Origin of the sequence: Rhodococcus globerulus NBRC 14531, assembly GCF_001894805.1 — a bacterium.
GTDB classification, from domain to species: domain Bacteria; phylum Actinomycetota; class Actinomycetes; order Mycobacteriales; family Mycobacteriaceae; genus Rhodococcus_F; species Rhodococcus_F globerula.
The window spans coordinates 440,099-456,676 of record NZ_BCWX01000002.1; the positions used below are offsets into that span (position 1 = coordinate 440,099).

The window sequence follows — 16,578 nt, forward strand, 5'->3', positions numbered from 1 at the left end:
ATGTCTGTGCGTACACCGTTGGTCCCCGGAACCGTCTCACCTGTCCTTGCTGTGCCCTCGAAGATCGAGCGGCCCGAGTACGCGTGGAAGCCGACAGCCAAGGAAGGCAACGAGCCTTGGGTCCAGACGCCGGAGACCATCGAGGCGATGCGCGTCGCGAGCAAGATCGCCGCGCGGGCGTTGCAGGAAGCGGGCAAGGCCGTTGCACCTGGCGTCACGACTGACGAGCTGGACCGCATTGCTCACGAGTACATGATCGATCACGGTGCGTACCCGTCGACGTTGGGCTACAAGAGCTTTCCCAAGTCCTGCTGCACCTCCCTCAACGAGGTGATCTGCCATGGAATCCCCGATTCCACGGTCATCCAGGACGGTGACATCGTCAATATCGACGTCACCGCATACATCGGCGGCGTGCACGGCGACACCAACGCCACCTTCCTCGCCGGTGATGTATCCGAGGAGCATCGACTTCTTGTCGAGCGCACCCACGAAGCCACGATGCGGGCGATCAAGGCCGTCAAGCCGGGCCGCGCGCTCAACGTGATCGGTCGGGTCATCGAGTCTTATGCTCACCGATTCGGATACGGCGTCGTGCGTGATTTCACGGGCCACGGCATCGGCGAGACCTTCCACAACGGCCTCGTGATCCTGCACTACGACGAGCCCGGCGTCGAAACGATCATCGAACCCGGAATGGTCTTCACCATCGAACCGATGATCAACCTCGGTGGCATCGACTACGAAATCTGGGAAGACGACTGGACCGTGGTCACCAAGGACCGCAAGTGGACGGCTCAGTTCGAGCACACCCTGGTTGTCACCGACACCGGTGCCGAGATCCTGACTCTGCCTTGACCCTGCGCGGTGCCCTGCTCGTAGCGGGTACGACCTCCGACGCGGGCAAGAGTGTCCTTGTCGCCGGGTTGTGTCGGATGCTGGCGCGTCGCGGTGTACGCGTCGCGCCCTTCAAGGCGCAGAACATGTCCAACAACTCCGTCGTCACTCTCGACGGCGGGGAGATCGGCCGTGCTCAGGCACTTCAAGCCCGTGCCTGCGGTCTCGAACCGAGTGTGCGGTTCAACCCGGTACTGCTCAAGCCGGGAAGTGACCGGACATCGCAGCTGGTCGTTCGTGGTAAGGCGATGACAACTGTCGGTGCGCGGGACTACATGCAGCACCGTGCGTGGCTGCGCGGCGTCGTCGCGGAGGATCTGGCGTCTTTGCGTAGCGACTTCGACGTCGTGATTTGTGAGGGTGCCGGTTCACCGGCTGAAATCAATTTGCGGGCAACCGATCTCGCGAACATGGGATTGGCGGAAGCGGCTTCCATTCCGGTGATCGTGGTCGGCGACATCGACCGCGGTGGGGTGCTGGCTCATCTGTTCGGAACGGTCGCGGTTCTCTCGCCGAGTGATCAGGCCTTGATTGCCGGCTTTGTGATCAACAAATTCCGTGGTGACGTCGGGCTGCTCGAGCCCGGCCTCGAACAACTCCGCGAACTGACCGGACGCCCGACGCTGGGTGTCATCCCGTTTGCCGACGATCTGTGGCTCGACGCGGAGGATTCGCTGGGAGTCACCGGTAATGCACCGGTGGGTCGCCCCGGACGGCCCGTCGGTTCGGCGTGGTTGACGGTCGCGGCAGTTCGGTTGCCGCGCATTTCCAATTCGACGGACGTCGAAGCTCTCGCCTGCGAACCGGGGGTTGCGGTTTCGTGGGTCACCGACCCGGCACGTATTCGCGACGCAGACCTCGTGGTGATTCCAGGCAGCAAGTCCACCGTGAGTGATCTCGAGTGGTTGCGCAGCACGGGCCTGGCCGACGAGATCATCGCTCGAGCAGGCCGCGGGCAAGCCATCCTGGGAATCTGCGGTGGTTATCAGATGTTGGGCAAATCCATCGTCGACGACGTCGAATCAGGATCGGGCACTACTGCCGGACTCGGATTGCTCGACCTCGACATCGAATTCGCTTCGGACAAAGTGCTGGCTCAGGTCGACGGTCACTCCGACGGTATTCCGGTGTCCGGGTACGAGATTCATCATGGACGGGTGATCCGCAACAACGATCTTCCGTTGTTGACCGCTGCCGACGGTTCGCCGGAAGGAAGTGTTCGAGGGTCGGTTCGCGGCACCCACTGGCATGGACTTCTGGAAAGCGACGCCTATCGCCGCACCTTCCTGACGGACATTGCCGGTGTGGGGTTTGTCGTGGCGCCGGATACCTCGGTGGCTGCGGTTCGTGAACAGCAACTCGACCTCCTTGCAGACCTCGTCGAGAAGTACCTCGATCAGGATGCTCTCGAGGAACTGATCGGCGGGGGAGTGCCGAATGGATTGCCCGTCATCACCTCTCACGTGAATTACGTCTAACGCTCGCTAGTTTCCTACGCGGTGATCGGGACAGCCGTTCCCGTTACAGCGATGCCTCCCTGTGCCGGAATATCGACGAGTAGGACGCTCGGACGGCCGACGTGTCTGCCCTGGTGGATTGTGATGCGCCGAGGAGTGTCAGCGGGATCGAGTGCCCGCAGGTATCCGCCGGTGGAAGCTGCCGCAGATCCTGTTGCCGGGTCTTCGGTGATGTTGCCCGCGGGGAAGAGATTTCGGGCTTCGAAAGTGTTGGCGTCCAATTGATGCAGGAAGGTCACGGTTCCGGCCCAGCCTTGTGCGTCCATGAGTGTGCGCATTGCCGCGGGGTCGAATGTGAACTGGTCGAAGGTCGATTTGTCACCGAGAACCACAATCGGATGGGTGTTTCCGGCATACGACAGCTGCGGCGGAAAGTTGGTGTCGATTGCCGACGAGTCGATGCCCACGAGGCCGAGCAGTGCAGTGAGCACGGCATGGTCGATGGGCGAGACTGCAGGTTCCACGCTGGTGAACGTTGCGAGAATGCCTGATGCCTCTGTTGTGGTCGTGATCGACACCGGTCCGACGGATGTCTCGAACGTGAAGGTTCCTGCGCCGTCGCGTTCGGTAAGCGCGACCGCGGTGGCAATGGTGGCGTGACCGCAAAACGGAATTTCCGCAATAGGGGAAAAGTATCGAATAACGTTGTGTTGCTTGTCTTCCTCGGATCCAGGCTTGGTGACAAATGCAGTCTCCGCGTATCCGATGTCCGTCGCGATGGCCTGCAACTCCGCGTCGCTCAGCCCCCGTGCGTCCAGCAACACTCCTGCGGGATTGCCGCCCGCGGGATCGGAGCTGAATGCGGTATATCGAAGGATATCGGGTGTGATGGCCATGAAGCGATTATCTCTCGTGGACGTGCCGACACGAAAGAGCCGGATGGTCGGAACCGGACTGCGAGCGTTTCGATCAGCCCGCGTAGCGCCAGCTGTAGGCGCACAGCAAGCCCCAGGTGGCCGCGAATCCAGCGACCTTGAGCCGCGTTGCGGTTCCGGGCAGCGTCGATCCGAAGATTGCGGCGTCACCGAGATCGGCTGCGGCTCGGAACGCGACAGCGCCGCGACGCGCCGGCCCGTACGGTGCCATGGCCAGCAGAAGTCCGCTCGCGACATCCCGCGCTCCAACCGCCCTGATCACGGTCGCTACTTCCGGTGCGATGCTGCCGTCAGCCTTGGTGAGTTTGCACGGCTTCGCAAGAATTCTCGGTGAGAGGACGAGGGCGGCGCTGTAGGCGGCGGTCAGGACACCGAGAGCTTGAGGGAGCAATCGCGCAGTGGGGATTGGTGTCATGATCTCTGTGTACCCACAATCCGTTGTCCTACCTCCGTCGCACATACCGTTTGTTTGTGCTGAGGACTCCAGCTGGACGCTCGTCGTCCGTGGATGGCATCAGGGGTCGGCCTTCAGTGTCATGTCCAAGGTCACGGTCACAGCCCACATCTCGGTAGGGCCTGCGACTGCGGACGGACACTGCTCCAGAGCGACGCTGTCCACCAGCGTTTGCAGAACGAACCAACTGAATGAGGTTGTACTGGTGTCGACCATTGCAGACGTCGTCCCGGTGAGGATCACCGACACGCTGCCAGGGTCGGCTCCGACGGTGCACGTGAGAGTGCTGCAGGTAGGCGTGTGGCGCAAAAGAGTGCTCGCTGCTTCGTCGACCGCGAGAACGAGGTCTGCCACAGCGTCGGCTGCTAGGTCGTGGTGTCTGCCCCTCGACCGGACGAGAGCTCGCAGGATATGGAGCTGATCAGCGGTGGCGGCTACGGACAGTGAAGGTAAAGGGAAAGACTCGTCGACAACCATGAGTGCTCCTACGATGCGATGCGTTGCGGTGTCGTGTCAGGAAGCAGCGGCGGCGGACCGTCCTGATGACTACCAGTGCGCGCATCAAAAGGTGCTCTTTCCAGTGGCCTCCCGTCGAAACGATTCGGCAGGGACAGGCCAGATGCCGTCTGTAGTGCATTCGTAGCCGGATCGAATGCGGATGGGTCGGACGTGGGAAATATCAGGTGTCGAACTCGGCAGCAAGATCCCTGGCCTGCGTCAGCTTCGTCGCCGCCCGCTCCGCGGCTTCCTCGGCGGTGCGCCGAGCGGACTCGGCAAACCGGCACTCCTGCTCGGCCTGTGACAAAGCCTCTCGGAGATCGGAGACCTTCTGCGCCGCCTCGTTCACCCTCGCAGTAGCCGAGTCGAGTTCCGAAGTAGCCTGATGCGCAGCAGTTTCCGCGTCACTGACGCGAGCCTGGGCCTGTTTTCGCGCGGCCCCAGTCGGCTGTCCTTTCGGCTCGGCGTCGGAAGGCGCCGGTGCGGTCGGTTCAGGTACCGATGCGAGCGCGGCAGGGCCGAAGCCGCTGTACGACACTGAGCCCAGCATCCGGCCGCGACGTAGATCGGCGCCGATATCGGGTTCGGAGAGCGCCGCCGACAGTGACTGCCCGATCTCGCGCATCACTGTCTCCGACAGCGGGCGGCCACGATCTTGTGCCGCGGCCGAGGCGCGTTCGGTCAGCGCTGAGATGACGGCCGCTCGCCGGGAAGCCAGAGACCGCAACTCTTCAGCGCGTAGGGCCTGTTGTGCGGATCGCAGTGCTGCCCCGAGTTCGAGCAAGCGATCGACGCTTTCCGGCTCGACCCGAACGAGAAGGTTGAGAGCCCAACCCGTTGTTGTGGGTTTGCGCAGGGCATTCAGATTTTTCGCCAGCGTCGTATCGCCCAACTCCTTGGCGCGCGCGACTGCGGCGCGTCGCGCGCCGATGAATTCGGACGGGTCGAGTGCGTAGAGTTCGTCGGCTGTGCTGTCGAAGTCCACACATCATTGTTACACCGGGAACGCCGTGGCACCGCGATCGCCAACGGGAGTCGTACTCGGACTCGCTGGGCATACATCCGGTATGGGTCAGGTTATGAAACTCGTCGTTGTTGTCAGCGCCGTGATCGCAGTAGTTGGATCGTTCATCGGTTCGGGAGCCTGGATCGGCACGCCTATCGCGGAGGCAGCAGGAGGTGCACTGAGCGCTACGTCAACGCTGGTGGCACCGGCCGGGACTGCGTTCTCGATCTGGTCGGTTGTCTACGGCGGATTTCTCGCATACGCGATCTGGCAGTTCCTGCCGGGCAGAACTGTGCGTCACGAGGCCTTGCGTCCCGCGATAGCGGTGTCGATGCTCCTCAATGCTGCCTGGATTCTCTCGGTGCAGGCCGGATTGTTGTGGCTGAGCGTCGTGATTATCGCGAGTCTGCTGGCCGTGCTTGCGCGAGTGTTCGTGCTGCTTCAGCGACAGCGCCCGGAGAACGGGATCGACGCGGTGATCACGGACGGCACCATGGGTCTGTATCTCGGCTGGGTGTGCGTCGCAACCATTGCCAACGTCACTGCCTGGCTCGTCGATCTAGGTATCACGAGTGCCGCGACGACGTGGGCAGTCATTGTTCTCGCCGTCGCTGCCATGGTCGGAGTTGGCCTTGCGACCGGTTCGCGCGGCGCGATCGCGCCGTCGATCGGCATTGTGTGGGGACTCGCGTGGGTGGCGCAGGGCCGACTGGGTGGCGAAGTGGCGAACACGGCGGTCGGTATCTCGGCAGTGCTTGCCGCCCTGTTGGTCGGTGTCTATACCGCCGGCGTCAGGCTCGACCTGACCGGCGCGCACCCGGCGAAATGAATTTTTGATCCCGGTTGGTGAGAGAAGTCATCCCGAAGCGATTCCGGTTTACCTAGATTCATGAATCGAAGTATTTCTCCACCTTGAAGTAATTCTCTACGTAAAGAAGAGGCATTCTGTGAAGATCCTGATTGTTGGCGGAACTGGCATGATCGGTGCCCACACGGCACTTCACCTTCGCGACATGGGAAACGACGTCACCGTCGCGGCGCGTAATCCACTCGCCGATGACTCGCCTGTGCGAGATTTCCCGGTCCTGCTCGGTGACTACACGGAACAAACTTTCACAGCGGATCAACTGGCACCGTTCGACGCGATCGTCTTTGCCGCCGGTCAGGACGTGCGACACATGGGCCGCGGCGTCGACGAGGCGGAATTCTGGGAGAAGACACAGTCCGGTGGGGTGCCGCGGTTCGCGGCCCTGGCCAAAGAGGCTGGTGTTGCCCGGTTCGTCCAGGTGGGAAGCTACTACCACCATCTGCGTCCCGAATTGGCAGAGACGATGCCGTACATCGCTGCGCGAAAGGCTGCCGACGAAGGAGCACGGGCGTTGGCCGACGAGACCTTCAATGTCTCGACGCTGAACCCGCCCTCAATTCTCGGCGTCATCAGTGGAACGTCTGCCAAGCGTTACCGCAAGATGTTCTCGTGGGCTGCGGGCAACGAGGCACAGATTCCTGATTTCGCTCCGGCCGGCGGCACCAATTTCATGTCGGTGCGGTCTTTGGCGGAAGCGATCTGGGGCGCGCTGCAACACGCGGAATCCGGCAAGGCATATCTGATCGGCGACCAGAATCTCACCTACCAGCAGTATTTCCAGTTGCTGGTTGCTGCGGCAGGCGGCGACCGGGAGATCGGCGAACGCAATGAGGAGCACCCCATCCTTCCGGACAGCTTCATCGTCCAGGGGCGCGGCAACGTCATCTCCTACGAGCCGTCTGACGCCGACACCGCGCTCCTCGGTTACACCCGGAACGACTGTGCGCGAGCACTTACCGAGATGCACGAGACAGTGAAGGAAGCCGTCGACGCACGCTGACGTCGTGGCCCGCTGTCCTTTTGGTGATCCTGTTTCGGTGTGTCGCCAAGCCCACGCCAGTGGACAGCGGGCCGGCCGGCCCAGCGAGCCAGGCCGCGGCTTGCGGCCGCGCTACGCGCCGCTACCGCGATCCTCGTCTTCAGTCCTCGTCAGGGTAGTTCCAGTCGAACACAACCTTCGCGGGCGGAACCGCCTCCGCGACGCGAAGCTGCAACGACTTCTCGAAGGTGGGACGCCACTTGTAGAAACCGCTGAAAATTACGGGATGCTGTGACACGACGTGCACGTCACGGGTCCCTTCGGGATTTTCTCGCCGTGAGATGACCACCTCACGTTCGAGCCGATTTTCCTCAACTACCTGCTCGAACAATGTGTAGATCGCGTCGGCGTCTGCCGGCGTGAGGCCATACACACCAAAACGGACATCGATATTCACAGACATCCGACAACTGTAGGTCGAGGTTCACCCGACAGTTGCATTGAGGTGACGGATGTTCGGCTCGGGTGCACGCGATTTCCGTTGTCCCGCACACCAACGCCTCTGTCAGGTCAGGCTTTCGGATCCGGGTTTTGGTTGTGGCTGGTGTGCCCCTGGCCGGAATCGCTTGGTGCGGCATCGTCTGGCGGGGCCGGGGTGCCGGGCGAGTTGCCTTCCGCTGTCGGAGTTGGGGTCGCAACCTCATCGGGTGTTTCTCCGATGGCTGGACCGCTCGCAGTGCTTGTCTCGGCGTTGTGGTGGCTAGCTTTTTTGGCAAGGTCGCCGACCTTGTGTTGCACCTGCGGTGCCTTCTCCTTGACGGTTTCCGCCACTTCGCTCACTTTTTCCTGGACAGTCGGGTTGTGCCACAGTTCGAGGGACTGGTCCCTCATCTTTTCGTAGGTTTGTCGTCCGGATCTGGTGCCCACGACGAATCCCGCAGCGGCGCCCGCTATGAAGATCAGTGCTTTCTGCATGACGTCTCCTGGTGTCGTCCGGCATGGAACGAGGTGGACGAGTTGTCACTGATCGCTCGTCCACCCACGAATACCCGTCAACAAGCCTGCTAACCGCGCGAGCGGCGGTATGACGGAGCGTCTTAACGATCAGCGGTGTCTTCCAAGGACATTGCGCGCGCGGAGTGGCCATCGCTGGTGATGTGAGCTTCGGCGCGCATCCGGTCGACCATGTGTGGGTAGTGAAGTTCGAACGCGGGGCGTTCTGATCGAATTCTGGGAAGTTCGGTGAAATTGTGCCGGGGCGGGGGACAACTGGTTGCCCACTCGAGCGAGTTTCCGAATCCCCACGGATCGTCGACCGTGACCACTTCGCCATATCGGTAGCTCTTGAAGACGTTCCACACGAACGGCAACGTGGATGCACCGAGAACGAACGCGAAGAGCGTGGACACGGAATTCAGCATCGTGAACCCGTCGGAAGGTAGGTAGTCGGCGTATCTGCGCGGCATTCCTTCTGCGCCCAGCCAGTGCTGCACAAGGAATGTGCCGTGGAATCCGACAAACGTGGTCCAGAAATGCCAGACGCCGAGCCGGTCGTCCAGCATCCGGCCGGTCATCTTCGGGAACCAGAAGTAAATGCCGGCAAACGTCGCGAACACGATTGTGCCGAACAGAACGTAGTGGAAGTGCGCGACGACAAAATAGCTGTCCGTGACGTGGAAGTCGAGTGGTGGGCTCGCGAGGATGATGCCAGTCAATCCGCCGAACAGAAACGTGACCAAGAAGCCGAGGGAAAACAGCATGGGTGACTCGAAAGTCAACTGTCCCTTCCACATTGTGCCGATCCAGTTGAAGAACTTGACTCCGGTGGGCACCGCGATCAGGAAGGTCATGAAGGAGAAGAAGGGCAATAGAACGGCGCCGGTGGCAAACATGTGGTGTGCCCAGACGGCGATGGACAGCGCCGCAATGGCGAGAGTGGCGTAGACCAGGCCGTTGTAGCCGAAGATCGGTTTGCGGCTGAAGACCGGCAATATCTCCGAAATGATGCCGAAGAAGGGGAGGGCCACGATATAGACCTCGGGGTGGCCGAAGAACCAGAACAAATGCTGCCACAGGACGGCACCGCCGTTGCTCGCGTCGTAGACGTGTGCGCCGAGGTTTCGGTCGGCGAGGAGTGCCATCAGGGCTGCAGTCAGGATCGGAAAGGCGATCAGGATCAGTATCGACGTGATGAAGATGTTCCAGGTGAAGATCGGCATGCGGAACATCGTCATTCCCGGCGCGCGGAGGCAGATCACGGTGGTGATCATGTTGACCGCTCCGAGAATGGTTCCGACTCCGGCCAATGTAAGACCGGTAATCCAGAGGTTGGCTCCGGCGCCGGGTGAGAACGTGTCGGTGGACAACGGCGCGTACGCAGTCCAACCGAAATCGGCCGCGCCGCCAGGGGTGACGAACCCACTGATCGTAGTAATCGCGCCGAACAGGTAGAGCCAGTAACTGAGGGCGTTCAATCGGGGAAACGCGACGTCAGGTGCTCCGATCTGCAGCGGCAGTATGTAGTTCGCGAAGCCGAAGACGATCGGGGTCGCGTACAGCAGAAGCATGATGGTGCCATGCATGGTGAACAGTTGGTTGTACTGCTCGTTGGACAGGAACTGCATTCCTGGAACAGCTGTCTCGGCACGCATCATCAACGCCATCACGCCGCCGATCAAGAAGTAGGCGAACGACGTGAACAGATACATCAAGCCGAGTTTCTTCGGATCTGTGGTCGTCAACGTGTCAAGAAGCGCCTGGCCCTTCCGCAGGCGGCGTGGGGGATACGGCCGTCGGCCTACGAGGGCGCGGACTGGTACTGCGGTCATCAGGTCTCCCATCGCACGTATGGAAGCGCGACTGCAAGAGTTGTTACCCGTACTTGAAGCTGGCGAAACAGCGCTGAACTATCTCGGATGGTGTGGGTTCTCGGCGGATCCCGGTGCGGAACAATATCCATTCCTGCGTCGTTGTCCGGGCTATGAGCGACGATACGGAAGTCCGGGACGCACTCTTCGAGCTTGTTGCCAATGGGAAACAGGGTGTTTTGGCAACCATCAAGCGGGACGGTAGGCCGCAACTGTCCAACATCATCTATCGCTGGGATTCCGAGTCGCGAACGGCATCGATCTCGATTACGGCGGACCGCGTCAAGAGCAAAAATGCCGAGCGGGACCCGCGGGTGTCACTGCATGTGAGTGCTCCGGATTTCTGGAGTTATGCAGTGATCGAAGGCATTGCGAAGTTGACTCCATCAGCTTCCGATCCACACGACGAGGTGGTCGACGCGCTGGTTGATCTCTATCGAGACATCAGTGGCAATGGGCATCCCGACTGGGAGGACTACCGCCGCGCGATGGTGGCGGAACGCCGCCAGATCCTGAGTGTGCGAGCAGATCATGTGTACGGCATGTCGGGCACCGGTTAATAACGTTACGAGATACTATGTAATGGTGAATTCGGAGACTCCACGCGCCGGCCGGCCGCGCGACCCGGGCAAGGACCAAGCTGTGCTGGTTGCAGCGCGCCGCCTCCTGGCCGAAGTTGGCTACCAGCAGACGACGATTGCCGCCATCGCCCGGTCAGCCGAAGTGAATACGCCGGCTATCTACCGCCGATGGCCGACTCGCGAAGCATTGATCGAAGAAGCAGTGCACGGGACCGGAGGCCATCCGTTGCCCGAGGTGTCCGGAGACCTCCGAGCAGACCTCGCGACGTGGGTGCGGATCTTCCTGGTTCGAGCCGCGCGACCTGCGGCCAGGGCCGGAGTTCCCGGACTGCTCGCGGACTCTCAGAGTGAGGACGCCCGGCAGCGATTACTGGCCATCGGCGCGCCGGTTCGCAAGGCCTTTCAAGAGATGTTGGACGGTGCCGCCGAGCGGGGAGAAATCCCGGCCGACGTCGACGCGACGTTCCTGTTCGATCTACTCTCGGGCGCCACCACTATGCGTGGTCTCACGCGTGGCGCCGAGGACGAGGACCGTTTCGTCGATTCACTTGCAGGTTCGCTGTTCGTGTTGGCAGTGCATGCAAGCGAGACGATCGGTCTGAAAGCAGGGCACGAATGAAGATCGATCTCCAGTTGGATTCACGTCCCGAAGACTCGGCAGCGCGCGCGAAGGAACTTGTAGCGCTGGGCGCCGACGGTCTTTTCACGTTCGAGGGCGCACACGACGTTTTTGTCCCGCTCGTCGCAGCTTCAGGTGTGGTCGAGGCGGACCTCATGACCAATGTGGCGATCGCGTTGCCCCGCAGTCCGTTGCACCTCGCTCATGTTGCAAACGACATACAGGCATTGAGCCGCGGTCGATTCCGGCTCGGTTTGGGTTCGCAGATCCGTCCCCATATCGAGCGACGCTACGGTAGCGAGTGGTCGCGGCCAGCCGCACGAATGCGGGAAACAGTACTTGCGATCAAAGCGATCTTCACTGCGTGGGAAGAGCGTTCGCCCCTGGATTTCGTGGGCGAGTTCACCCAGCACACGCTCATGCCACCAACGTTCGATCCTGGACCTAATCCGTACGGTCCGCCGGAAATCTGTCTGGGGGCGTTGGGGCCCTTGATGACTCGGGCTGCTGCGGAAGTGGCAGACGGGTTGCTGGTCATGCCCTTCAACAGTGCCCGTCATTTTCGCGAGCGGACCATGCCCGCGATCGAGGAGGGGCTCGAACTCGGCGGGCGTACCAGGGCGGATCTTGCGATCTACCCGCAGGTGCTGGTTGGTGTCGGGCGCACCGCAGACGAACTCGCCGACGCCGAGCGCGGGGTCCGGAGTCTGCTCGGGTTCTATGGTTCTACGCCGGCGTATCGGCCGGTGTTGGAGGTCGACGGCTGGGAAGATGTTCAGCCCGAACTCAACTCGCTCTCCAAGCGGCGCGAGTTTGCTGCCATGACGGACCTGATCGATCGAAACATGATGAACACGCTTGCAGTGGTGGGCACCCCCGAGGAATGTGCGGCAAAGATCGTCGCGCGATTCGGCGACCACGCTGAGCGCGTGTGCTGTTACTTTCCTGCATACTCGGTATCTGATTCCCATGTTGCGGAGATGATTTCGGCGCTCGGGAAAATGCGATGACAAGCGGGGTGCTGGTGGAGGTGGACGGCGGCGTAGCCGTAGTCACCCTTGACCGGCCGGAGCGGCGCAACGCGTTCACCGGGGCGATGGGTCGAGCACTGGGTGAGGCGTACCGGAATCTTGACGCCGATGACGACGTTCGTGCCATCGTGCTGACCGGTGCGCCGCCGGCATTCTGTGCGGGCGCAGATCTAGAGGGAGGCGCGGACACGTTCGATGCGCCTGTCGGTGACGGCTTTTCGGCATCGCCGATCAACCCACCGGCCTTCGATTTGCGTAAGCCCGTGATCGCGGCGGTGAACGGACACGCGATAGGTATCGGACTGACTATCGCGATGCAAACAGACATCCGGATTTTTGCCACGGATGCCAAGTATGCGATTCCGCAGGTTCGCCGGGGAGTGTTGCCCGACGCGATGTCACATTGGACCGTTCCGCATATTGCCGGTATGGCGGTTGCTGCCGATATCCTGTTGACCGGTCGCACATTTGACGGTGCGGAGGCTGTTCGGCTGGGACTCGCGAGCCGTTGCCTGCCCGCAGACGACGTGTTGCCCGCCGCCCTGGGCATCGCTCGGGATATCGCGGTGAATGTTGCCCCCATGTCGGTTGCGCTGTCCAAACGTCTCTTGTGGCAGTCGGCCAGACACGGCTACGGTCCCGAGCGGGTAGCGGACCTCGAGACAGAGTTGCACTTGCGTGTGATGGGTGAGCCCGACTCGTCCGAGGGGGTTCGCGCCTACCTGGAACGGCGTGACCCACACTGGGTCTCACGGCTGTCATCCGACTGGCAGGAGATTGCTCCGCAATGACTCAGTGTGGGGTCAGGCCGCGCTAGGCGTGTGCCAACAACTGTTCGAGGCGGCGGCTACAGAATGCGGTGATGTCCGCGTGCTCACCGAGTTGTAGGTGCGTGGACAGTCGCAGTAGCGGAACCGATAACAGCACCGCAGCGAGCACCTCGTTGAACAACAGGTTCCGGACCGGCCATCCTGTCAGTTCCTCGTAGCGGGCGATCGTCTGCTCCCGGGTCGGTGTGCCAGGCAGAGATGGGTGACCCTCGAACTCGCTGCAGGCCCAGTCGAGGAACAGCATCCACGCCAGGTCGGCTTCGTGATCACCCAGATACGCCATTTCCCAGTCGAGTACACCGGCAACGGAATGGTCCGGGCTGTAGAGGATGTTCGACATGCGCGCATCGCCCCAACACAACGTGACATGTTCGGGCTCGTAGATATTCGCGCGGAGCCACGACAGTGCCTTCTCCATTACCGGCGACAGACTCGGCGCTGCCCAACGCACGGCCCAGTCGAGATAGTTCACGGCCTGCTCGATCGGTTTGTCCCCGAACCTCGGCATGGAGAGAAAGTCGAGGCGAAGCTCGCCGGGGTCGAGTTGATGGATGCGGGCCATCGTCTCGACGCAGCCCCACCACATCCGCGCCCGACTCTGCTCGTCTGCCTCGAAGTAGTTTCCGGCGGTGTGATACGACGGAAAATCGCTGGGAGCCTCGGCATTTCCGATGCGTTCCATGACGTAGTACGGCCCGCCGAGAGCATTATCGGCGTTGTCTATCCAGAGCATCCGGGGGACAGGCAGATCGGTACCGGCAAGTCGCTTCGACACCAAATACTGGCGTCGTAGGTCGTAGTCGGGAAACAGGGAGATCTCGGGTGGGCGTCGGAATACGAAGCCCGCCCCCGAATTTTCGGACCCTTCCAGCTCGAACAGGTACGTCTCGGTCGAGAACCCGCGCTCGGTGCGTTGCCAGGCGACGATCTTCGCTTCCTGTGCGCCTGGAATCTGTTCGCGAACAACGGGTTCCAGGGTCGATGCCAGGGCTTCCGTGTCGACACGTTCAGTCATTGTGTGCGTCCGTCCGGTTTGCCGACCAGTCCGTGTACCCGTACCGGGGGTTCACACCCATGAAAACCATCTCGACCAGTCCGTGCCCGATCTTGTCACCCATCCGAACCTCGCACAGTGTTTCGCTGAGCATGCTCACTTGGCGGATCTCTTCGAGGTTGGTGATGTCCACTGTGAAGCTGTCGCTGAAGTCCTTGCCGCGGTACATGCCCGAGGCGTAACCGCGGTATTCGTCGTAACCGGCTAGTCCCGGCCAGAAATCACACACCGGATTCACTTCGATGACGTCGGTGGTTCGGTCGGCGCGATGCACGGTGAAGGTACCGGATTTCACGACGCGCAGATCGTCACGGAACTTCAGGTCGTGTTCGACGTCGATGATGGGTAATGGGTCCTTGTCGCTGGCGATCGGGAAGAGCACCTCGCCCTCGAACTGCCAACGCGCTCCCGTGCTCGTTTCACGCTGCGCGAAATGCACTACCTCGTCGTCGAATTGGAAGATCCCCATGTAGTACAGGACTCCCTCCGGAACCTCCGACGGCTGCAGGTTCGCGCCCTCCGACAGGCTGCCGCCCCCGCCGCCGTGGCGAACGCCCCACGAGTGGTCACGGCCGAACCACCAGTTGTCGGGATCGATCTCGATGCGCTCGCCGTCGATCTCGATCCAGCCGGTGATCGTGCCGTTCTGGTAGAAGCGACGGGCGTCCTCGCGCACTCTGCCACGGGTGCGGTGGAATGCTGCCGTCTGCTCGTAGACCGGAAAGTCGCCGGAGAAATCGAGTTGCAGGCTCAGTCCGTGCTCGTTCGACTCGACGGTCGAGCGAACCTTGCGCAGCGGTTCGACGATCTCGTAGGTGTACGGCCCGACGCTCCAGGCCGCAAGAGCGCCGGTCTGCGGGTTCAGTTCGGTCGACAGACGAACCACGCGAGCCTCTTCGCCCTTGCGTGTGACCATCGCGTAGGCGTCGAGGACGTTGCGGTTCGGGTATTTGGCCAGGCCGGTCATGACGGAGACCTCGCCGGTTTTGTCGAACCCGTACATCACGATGCGTTCGGTCCAACGCAGGTCGCTTTGCGAGACGTGGTCGAGTGTCGTGGGTAGTTGGTGGATGAGCAGTTCGTCGTGCGGAGTGATCACTGCGGGCCCTCTCGTGATGGATGGATGCCTTCAATCTATTACGGAGCGCATCGCAACGTAATAGTTTTCGGCAAATATATCTCCGGTAATGTCCGCGGATGTGGATGAACGCAGAGATCGTCGAACCGGTACCGCTGGCGTGGGGAGGCCCCGCGATCCTCAGGTAGACCTGGCCGTTCTCGCCGCCACCCGGGAATTGCTCGTAGAGCTCGGCTACCAGAAAACCACCATCACGGCGATCGCCCGACGAGCAAACTTGGGTACGGCAGCGATCTATCGGCGCTGGGCAACCCGCGAATCGATTATCGAAGAAGCGGTCTTCGGCATGCAGAATGGTGCATTGCCCGCGACTACCTCGAACTTGCGCGCGGACATACTGATCTGGACGCGATGGTTCCTCACCCAAGTGGCGGAACCGGCAACTCGCGCAGCCATTCCGGGCTTACTCTCTGCATATCAACAAGAGGAAGGCGCGTATCAGCGACTGGTTCTCAGCTCCGAGTATCCCGCCCGACTGGCACTCCTCGAGCGGGTGCGCGCCGAGTACCCGGAGCGGTCCGAGGCGGACGTTGCCGCCGCTACCGATGTCGCCTTCGATTTCCTCGTTGCGGCCACGATTGTCCGCGGACTCACCAGTGGACTCACCGACGCCGACGCTTTCTGCACCCGAACCGCCGCATCATTGGCGCTGCTGATCACCTCTACGCGCAGCGATATCAACGAGGAGTAATTGCATTCAGGCTAGGTAAGGGATTCGACACTTCGCGTCGGTCGGGCCGCTGATACTGCGCGCGGAGGATAACGGCCACAGTGACATCTGTGGCAACAATCCGGAATCAATTCGAGCTCGAAACCATTCGGTTGGCGTCAATTCCAACTATTTTCGCGAAAGTCTTGGATCAGTCCAGAAATCCGCGTCATAGTAGTGGGGTGTCCTCGACGCCGGACTTTCCAGCACAACTGCGTGACGCAGAGCTCCGTGTGACCCGACCACGGGTTGCGGTGCTCGAAGCGCTGCATGCGCGTCCACATGCCCCGACGGATTCGATTTTCGATGCTGTTCGGGCGGTTCTACCGGGAGTGTCTCGCCAAGCGGTGTACGACGTACTGCATGCGTTGACCTCAGTGGGAATCGTGCGGCGGATTCAGCCTTCCGGTTCAGTGGCTCTCTACGAGTTGAGGGTTGGTGACAACCATCATCACGTCGTCTGCCGATCGTGCCGGACGGTGTCGGACGTCGACTGCGCAGTTGGCGAGGCACCTTGTCTGACGCCACCGGATTACGACGGCTTCGAGTTCGTCGAAGTCGAAGTTGTCTTCTGGGGGATGTGCCCCGACTGCGCGGCATCACAGAGTTCGCGATCACACCCGTGATCGGAGTCGGATCTATTTGCTCATGGAGG

19 protein-coding genes are annotated in these 16,578 nt (G+C 61.4%); 10 read left to right on the forward strand and 9 right to left on the reverse strand.

Going from position 1 to position 16,578, the window contains the following annotated elements:
- On the forward strand, positions 1-858 hold the full coding sequence (map, locus tag RG2_RS10625) for a type I methionyl aminopeptidase (RefSeq protein WP_033234952.1): 858 nt from the start codon (positions 1-3) through the stop codon (positions 856-858).
- A 2-nt stretch (positions 859-860) separates the two neighbouring features.
- A complete protein-coding gene (locus RG2_RS10630) occupies positions 861-2,375 on the forward strand; it encodes a cobyric acid synthase (RefSeq protein ID WP_033235033.1) in 1,515 nt (504 codons plus the stop codon).
- A gap of 14 nt (positions 2,376-2,389) precedes the next feature.
- On the opposite strand, the gene RG2_RS10635 is transcribed toward RG2_RS10630, so the two are convergent.
- From RG2_RS10635 to RG2_RS10650, 4 genes are all read right to left on the reverse strand, one after another.
- Entirely contained in the window at positions 2,390-3,250 is an 861-nt protein-coding gene (locus RG2_RS10635; protein ID WP_033234951.1) for a PhzF family phenazine biosynthesis protein, read from the reverse strand.
- A gap of 73 nt (positions 3,251-3,323) precedes the next feature.
- The gene (locus RG2_RS10640; protein WP_033234950.1) at positions 3,324-3,704 is read right to left on the reverse strand and encodes a hypothetical protein; all 381 of its coding nucleotides are present in this window, start codon (positions 3,702-3,704) and stop codon (positions 3,324-3,326) included.
- A gap of 99 nt (positions 3,705-3,803) precedes the next feature.
- Positions 3,804-4,220 (reverse strand): ATP-binding protein, encoded by a 417-nt coding sequence (locus RG2_RS10645; protein WP_133637964.1) that lies wholly within the window; start codon positions 4,218-4,220, stop codon positions 3,804-3,806.
- 202 nt (positions 4,221-4,422) lie between these two features.
- Positions 4,423-5,226, reverse strand: a complete 804-nt coding sequence (locus RG2_RS10650; RefSeq protein ID WP_033234949.1) for a hypothetical protein — start codon at positions 5,224-5,226, stop codon at positions 4,423-4,425.
- A 94-nt stretch (positions 5,227-5,320) separates the two neighbouring features.
- On the opposite strand from RG2_RS10650, the gene RG2_RS10655 reads away from it, so the two are divergent.
- Both RG2_RS10655 and RG2_RS10660 read left to right on the forward strand, forming a co-directional pair.
- Positions 5,321-6,076, forward strand: a complete 756-nt coding sequence (locus RG2_RS10655) for a TspO-related membrane protein (RefSeq protein ID WP_051730574.1) — start codon at positions 5,321-5,323, stop codon at positions 6,074-6,076.
- Positions 6,077-6,194: 118 nt separating this feature from the next.
- Complete coding sequence (locus RG2_RS10660; protein WP_033234948.1) at positions 6,195-7,115, forward strand: NAD-dependent epimerase/dehydratase family protein; 921 nt, start codon at positions 6,195-6,197, stop codon at positions 7,113-7,115.
- 139 nt (positions 7,116-7,254) lie between these two features.
- Here the strand turns inward: RG2_RS10660 and RG2_RS10665 are convergent, their stop codons facing one another.
- The 3 genes from RG2_RS10665 to ctaD all read right to left on the reverse strand — a co-directional run bounded on the left by RG2_RS10665 (position 7,255) and on the right by ctaD (position 9,922).
- A complete protein-coding gene (locus tag RG2_RS10665) occupies positions 7,255-7,557 on the reverse strand; it encodes a hypothetical protein (RefSeq protein WP_033234947.1) in 303 nt (100 codons plus the stop codon).
- A 107-nt stretch (positions 7,558-7,664) separates the two neighbouring features.
- Positions 7,665-8,069: a YtxH domain-containing protein gene (locus tag RG2_RS32265; RefSeq protein ID WP_230590181.1), complete on the reverse strand. Its 405-nt coding sequence runs from the start codon at positions 8,067-8,069 to the stop codon at positions 7,665-7,667.
- Between the two features lie 122 nt (positions 8,070-8,191).
- A complete protein-coding gene (ctaD, locus tag RG2_RS10675) occupies positions 8,192-9,922 on the reverse strand; it encodes an aa3-type cytochrome oxidase subunit I (protein ID WP_033234946.1) in 1,731 nt (576 codons plus the stop codon).
- 152 nt (positions 9,923-10,074) lie between these two features.
- On the opposite strand from ctaD, the gene RG2_RS10680 reads away from it, so the two are divergent.
- Genes RG2_RS10680 through RG2_RS10695 form a run of 4 tightly spaced genes read left to right on the forward strand, consistent with a single transcriptional unit; the run spans position 10,075 to position 12,983 of the window.
- Positions 10,075-10,521: a PPOX class F420-dependent oxidoreductase gene (locus tag RG2_RS10680; protein WP_033234945.1), complete on the forward strand. Its 447-nt coding sequence runs from the start codon at positions 10,075-10,077 to the stop codon at positions 10,519-10,521.
- A 22-nt stretch (positions 10,522-10,543) separates the two neighbouring features.
- Positions 10,544-11,161, forward strand: coding sequence for a TetR/AcrR family transcriptional regulator (locus RG2_RS10685; RefSeq protein ID WP_033234944.1), 618 nt, complete (start codon positions 10,544-10,546; stop codon positions 11,159-11,161).
- Entirely contained in the window at positions 11,158-12,171 is a 1,014-nt protein-coding gene (locus RG2_RS10690; RefSeq protein ID WP_033234943.1) for a TIGR03617 family F420-dependent LLM class oxidoreductase, read from the forward strand. The genes RG2_RS10685 and RG2_RS10690 overlap by 4 nt, the downstream gene beginning before the upstream one ends.
- Positions 12,168-12,983, forward strand: a complete 816-nt coding sequence (locus RG2_RS10695) for an enoyl-CoA hydratase/isomerase family protein (protein ID WP_033234942.1) — start codon at positions 12,168-12,170, stop codon at positions 12,981-12,983. The genes RG2_RS10690 and RG2_RS10695 overlap by 4 nt, the downstream gene beginning before the upstream one ends.
- Positions 12,984-13,005: 22 nt before the next feature.
- Here the strand turns inward: RG2_RS10695 and RG2_RS10700 are convergent, their stop codons facing one another.
- Together RG2_RS10700 and RG2_RS10705 are read right to left on the reverse strand one after the other, a co-directional pair.
- Positions 13,006-14,037: a phosphotransferase family protein gene (locus RG2_RS10700; RefSeq protein ID WP_033234941.1), complete on the reverse strand. Its 1,032-nt coding sequence runs from the start codon at positions 14,035-14,037 to the stop codon at positions 13,006-13,008.
- On the reverse strand, positions 14,030-15,175 hold the full coding sequence (locus RG2_RS10705) for an Rv3169 family protein (RefSeq protein ID WP_033234940.1): 1,146 nt from the start codon (positions 15,173-15,175) through the stop codon (positions 14,030-14,032). Before RG2_RS10705 ends, RG2_RS10700 begins: the two co-directional genes overlap by 8 nt.
- A gap of 100 nt (positions 15,176-15,275) precedes the next feature.
- Here RG2_RS10705 and RG2_RS10710 point away from each other — a divergent pair, with 100 nt between their 5' ends.
- A complete protein-coding gene (locus RG2_RS10710) occupies positions 15,276-15,905 on the forward strand; it encodes a helix-turn-helix domain-containing protein (RefSeq protein ID WP_230590179.1) in 630 nt (209 codons plus the stop codon).
- 200 nt (positions 15,906-16,105) lie between these two features.
- Complete coding sequence (locus tag RG2_RS10715) at positions 16,106-16,549, forward strand: Fur family transcriptional regulator (RefSeq protein ID WP_033235028.1); 444 nt, start codon at positions 16,106-16,108, stop codon at positions 16,547-16,549.
- Positions 16,550-16,578: the final 29 nt, after the last annotated feature.

Bases quoted from the DNA above. Each gene is read 5' to 3' on its own strand.
- RG2_RS10690 (WP_033234943.1), top strand. From the start codon at position 11,158: ATGAAGATCGATCTCCAGTTGGATTCACGTCCCGAAGACTCGGCAGCG.
- RG2_RS10665 (WP_033234947.1), bottom strand. From the start codon at position 7,557: ATGTCTGTGAATATCGATGTCCGTTTTGGTGTGTATGGCCTCACGCCG.
- RG2_RS10695 (WP_033234942.1), top strand. From the start codon at position 12,168: ATGACAAGCGGGGTGCTGGTGGAGGTGGACGGCGGCGTAGCCGTAGTC.
- RG2_RS10655 (WP_051730574.1), top strand. From the start codon at position 5,321: ATGAAACTCGTCGTTGTTGTCAGCGCCGTGATCGCAGTAGTTGGATCG.
- RG2_RS10645 (WP_133637964.1), bottom strand. From the start codon at position 4,220: ATGGTTGTCGACGAGTCTTTCCCTTTACCTTCACTGTCCGTAGCCGCC.
- RG2_RS10685 (WP_033234944.1), top strand. From the start codon at position 10,544: ATGGTGAATTCGGAGACTCCACGCGCCGGCCGGCCGCGCGACCCGGGC.
- RG2_RS10640 (WP_033234950.1), bottom strand. From the start codon at position 3,704: ATGACACCAATCCCCACTGCGCGATTGCTCCCTCAAGCTCTCGGTGTC.
- map (WP_033234952.1), top strand. From the start codon at position 1: ATGTCTGTGCGTACACCGTTGGTCCCCGGAACCGTCTCACCTGTCCTT.
- RG2_RS10680 (WP_033234945.1), top strand. From the start codon at position 10,075: ATGAGCGACGATACGGAAGTCCGGGACGCACTCTTCGAGCTTGTTGCC.
- ctaD (WP_033234946.1), bottom strand. From the start codon at position 9,922: ATGACCGCAGTACCAGTCCGCGCCCTCGTAGGCCGACGGCCGTATCCC.
- RG2_RS10700 (WP_033234941.1), bottom strand. From the start codon at position 14,037: ATGACTGAACGTGTCGACACGGAAGCCCTGGCATCGACCCTGGAACCC.
- RG2_RS10635 (WP_033234951.1), bottom strand. From the start codon at position 3,250: ATGGCCATCACACCCGATATCCTTCGATATACCGCATTCAGCTCCGAT.
- RG2_RS32265 (WP_230590181.1), bottom strand. From the start codon at position 8,069: ATGCAGAAAGCACTGATCTTCATAGCGGGCGCCGCTGCGGGATTCGTC.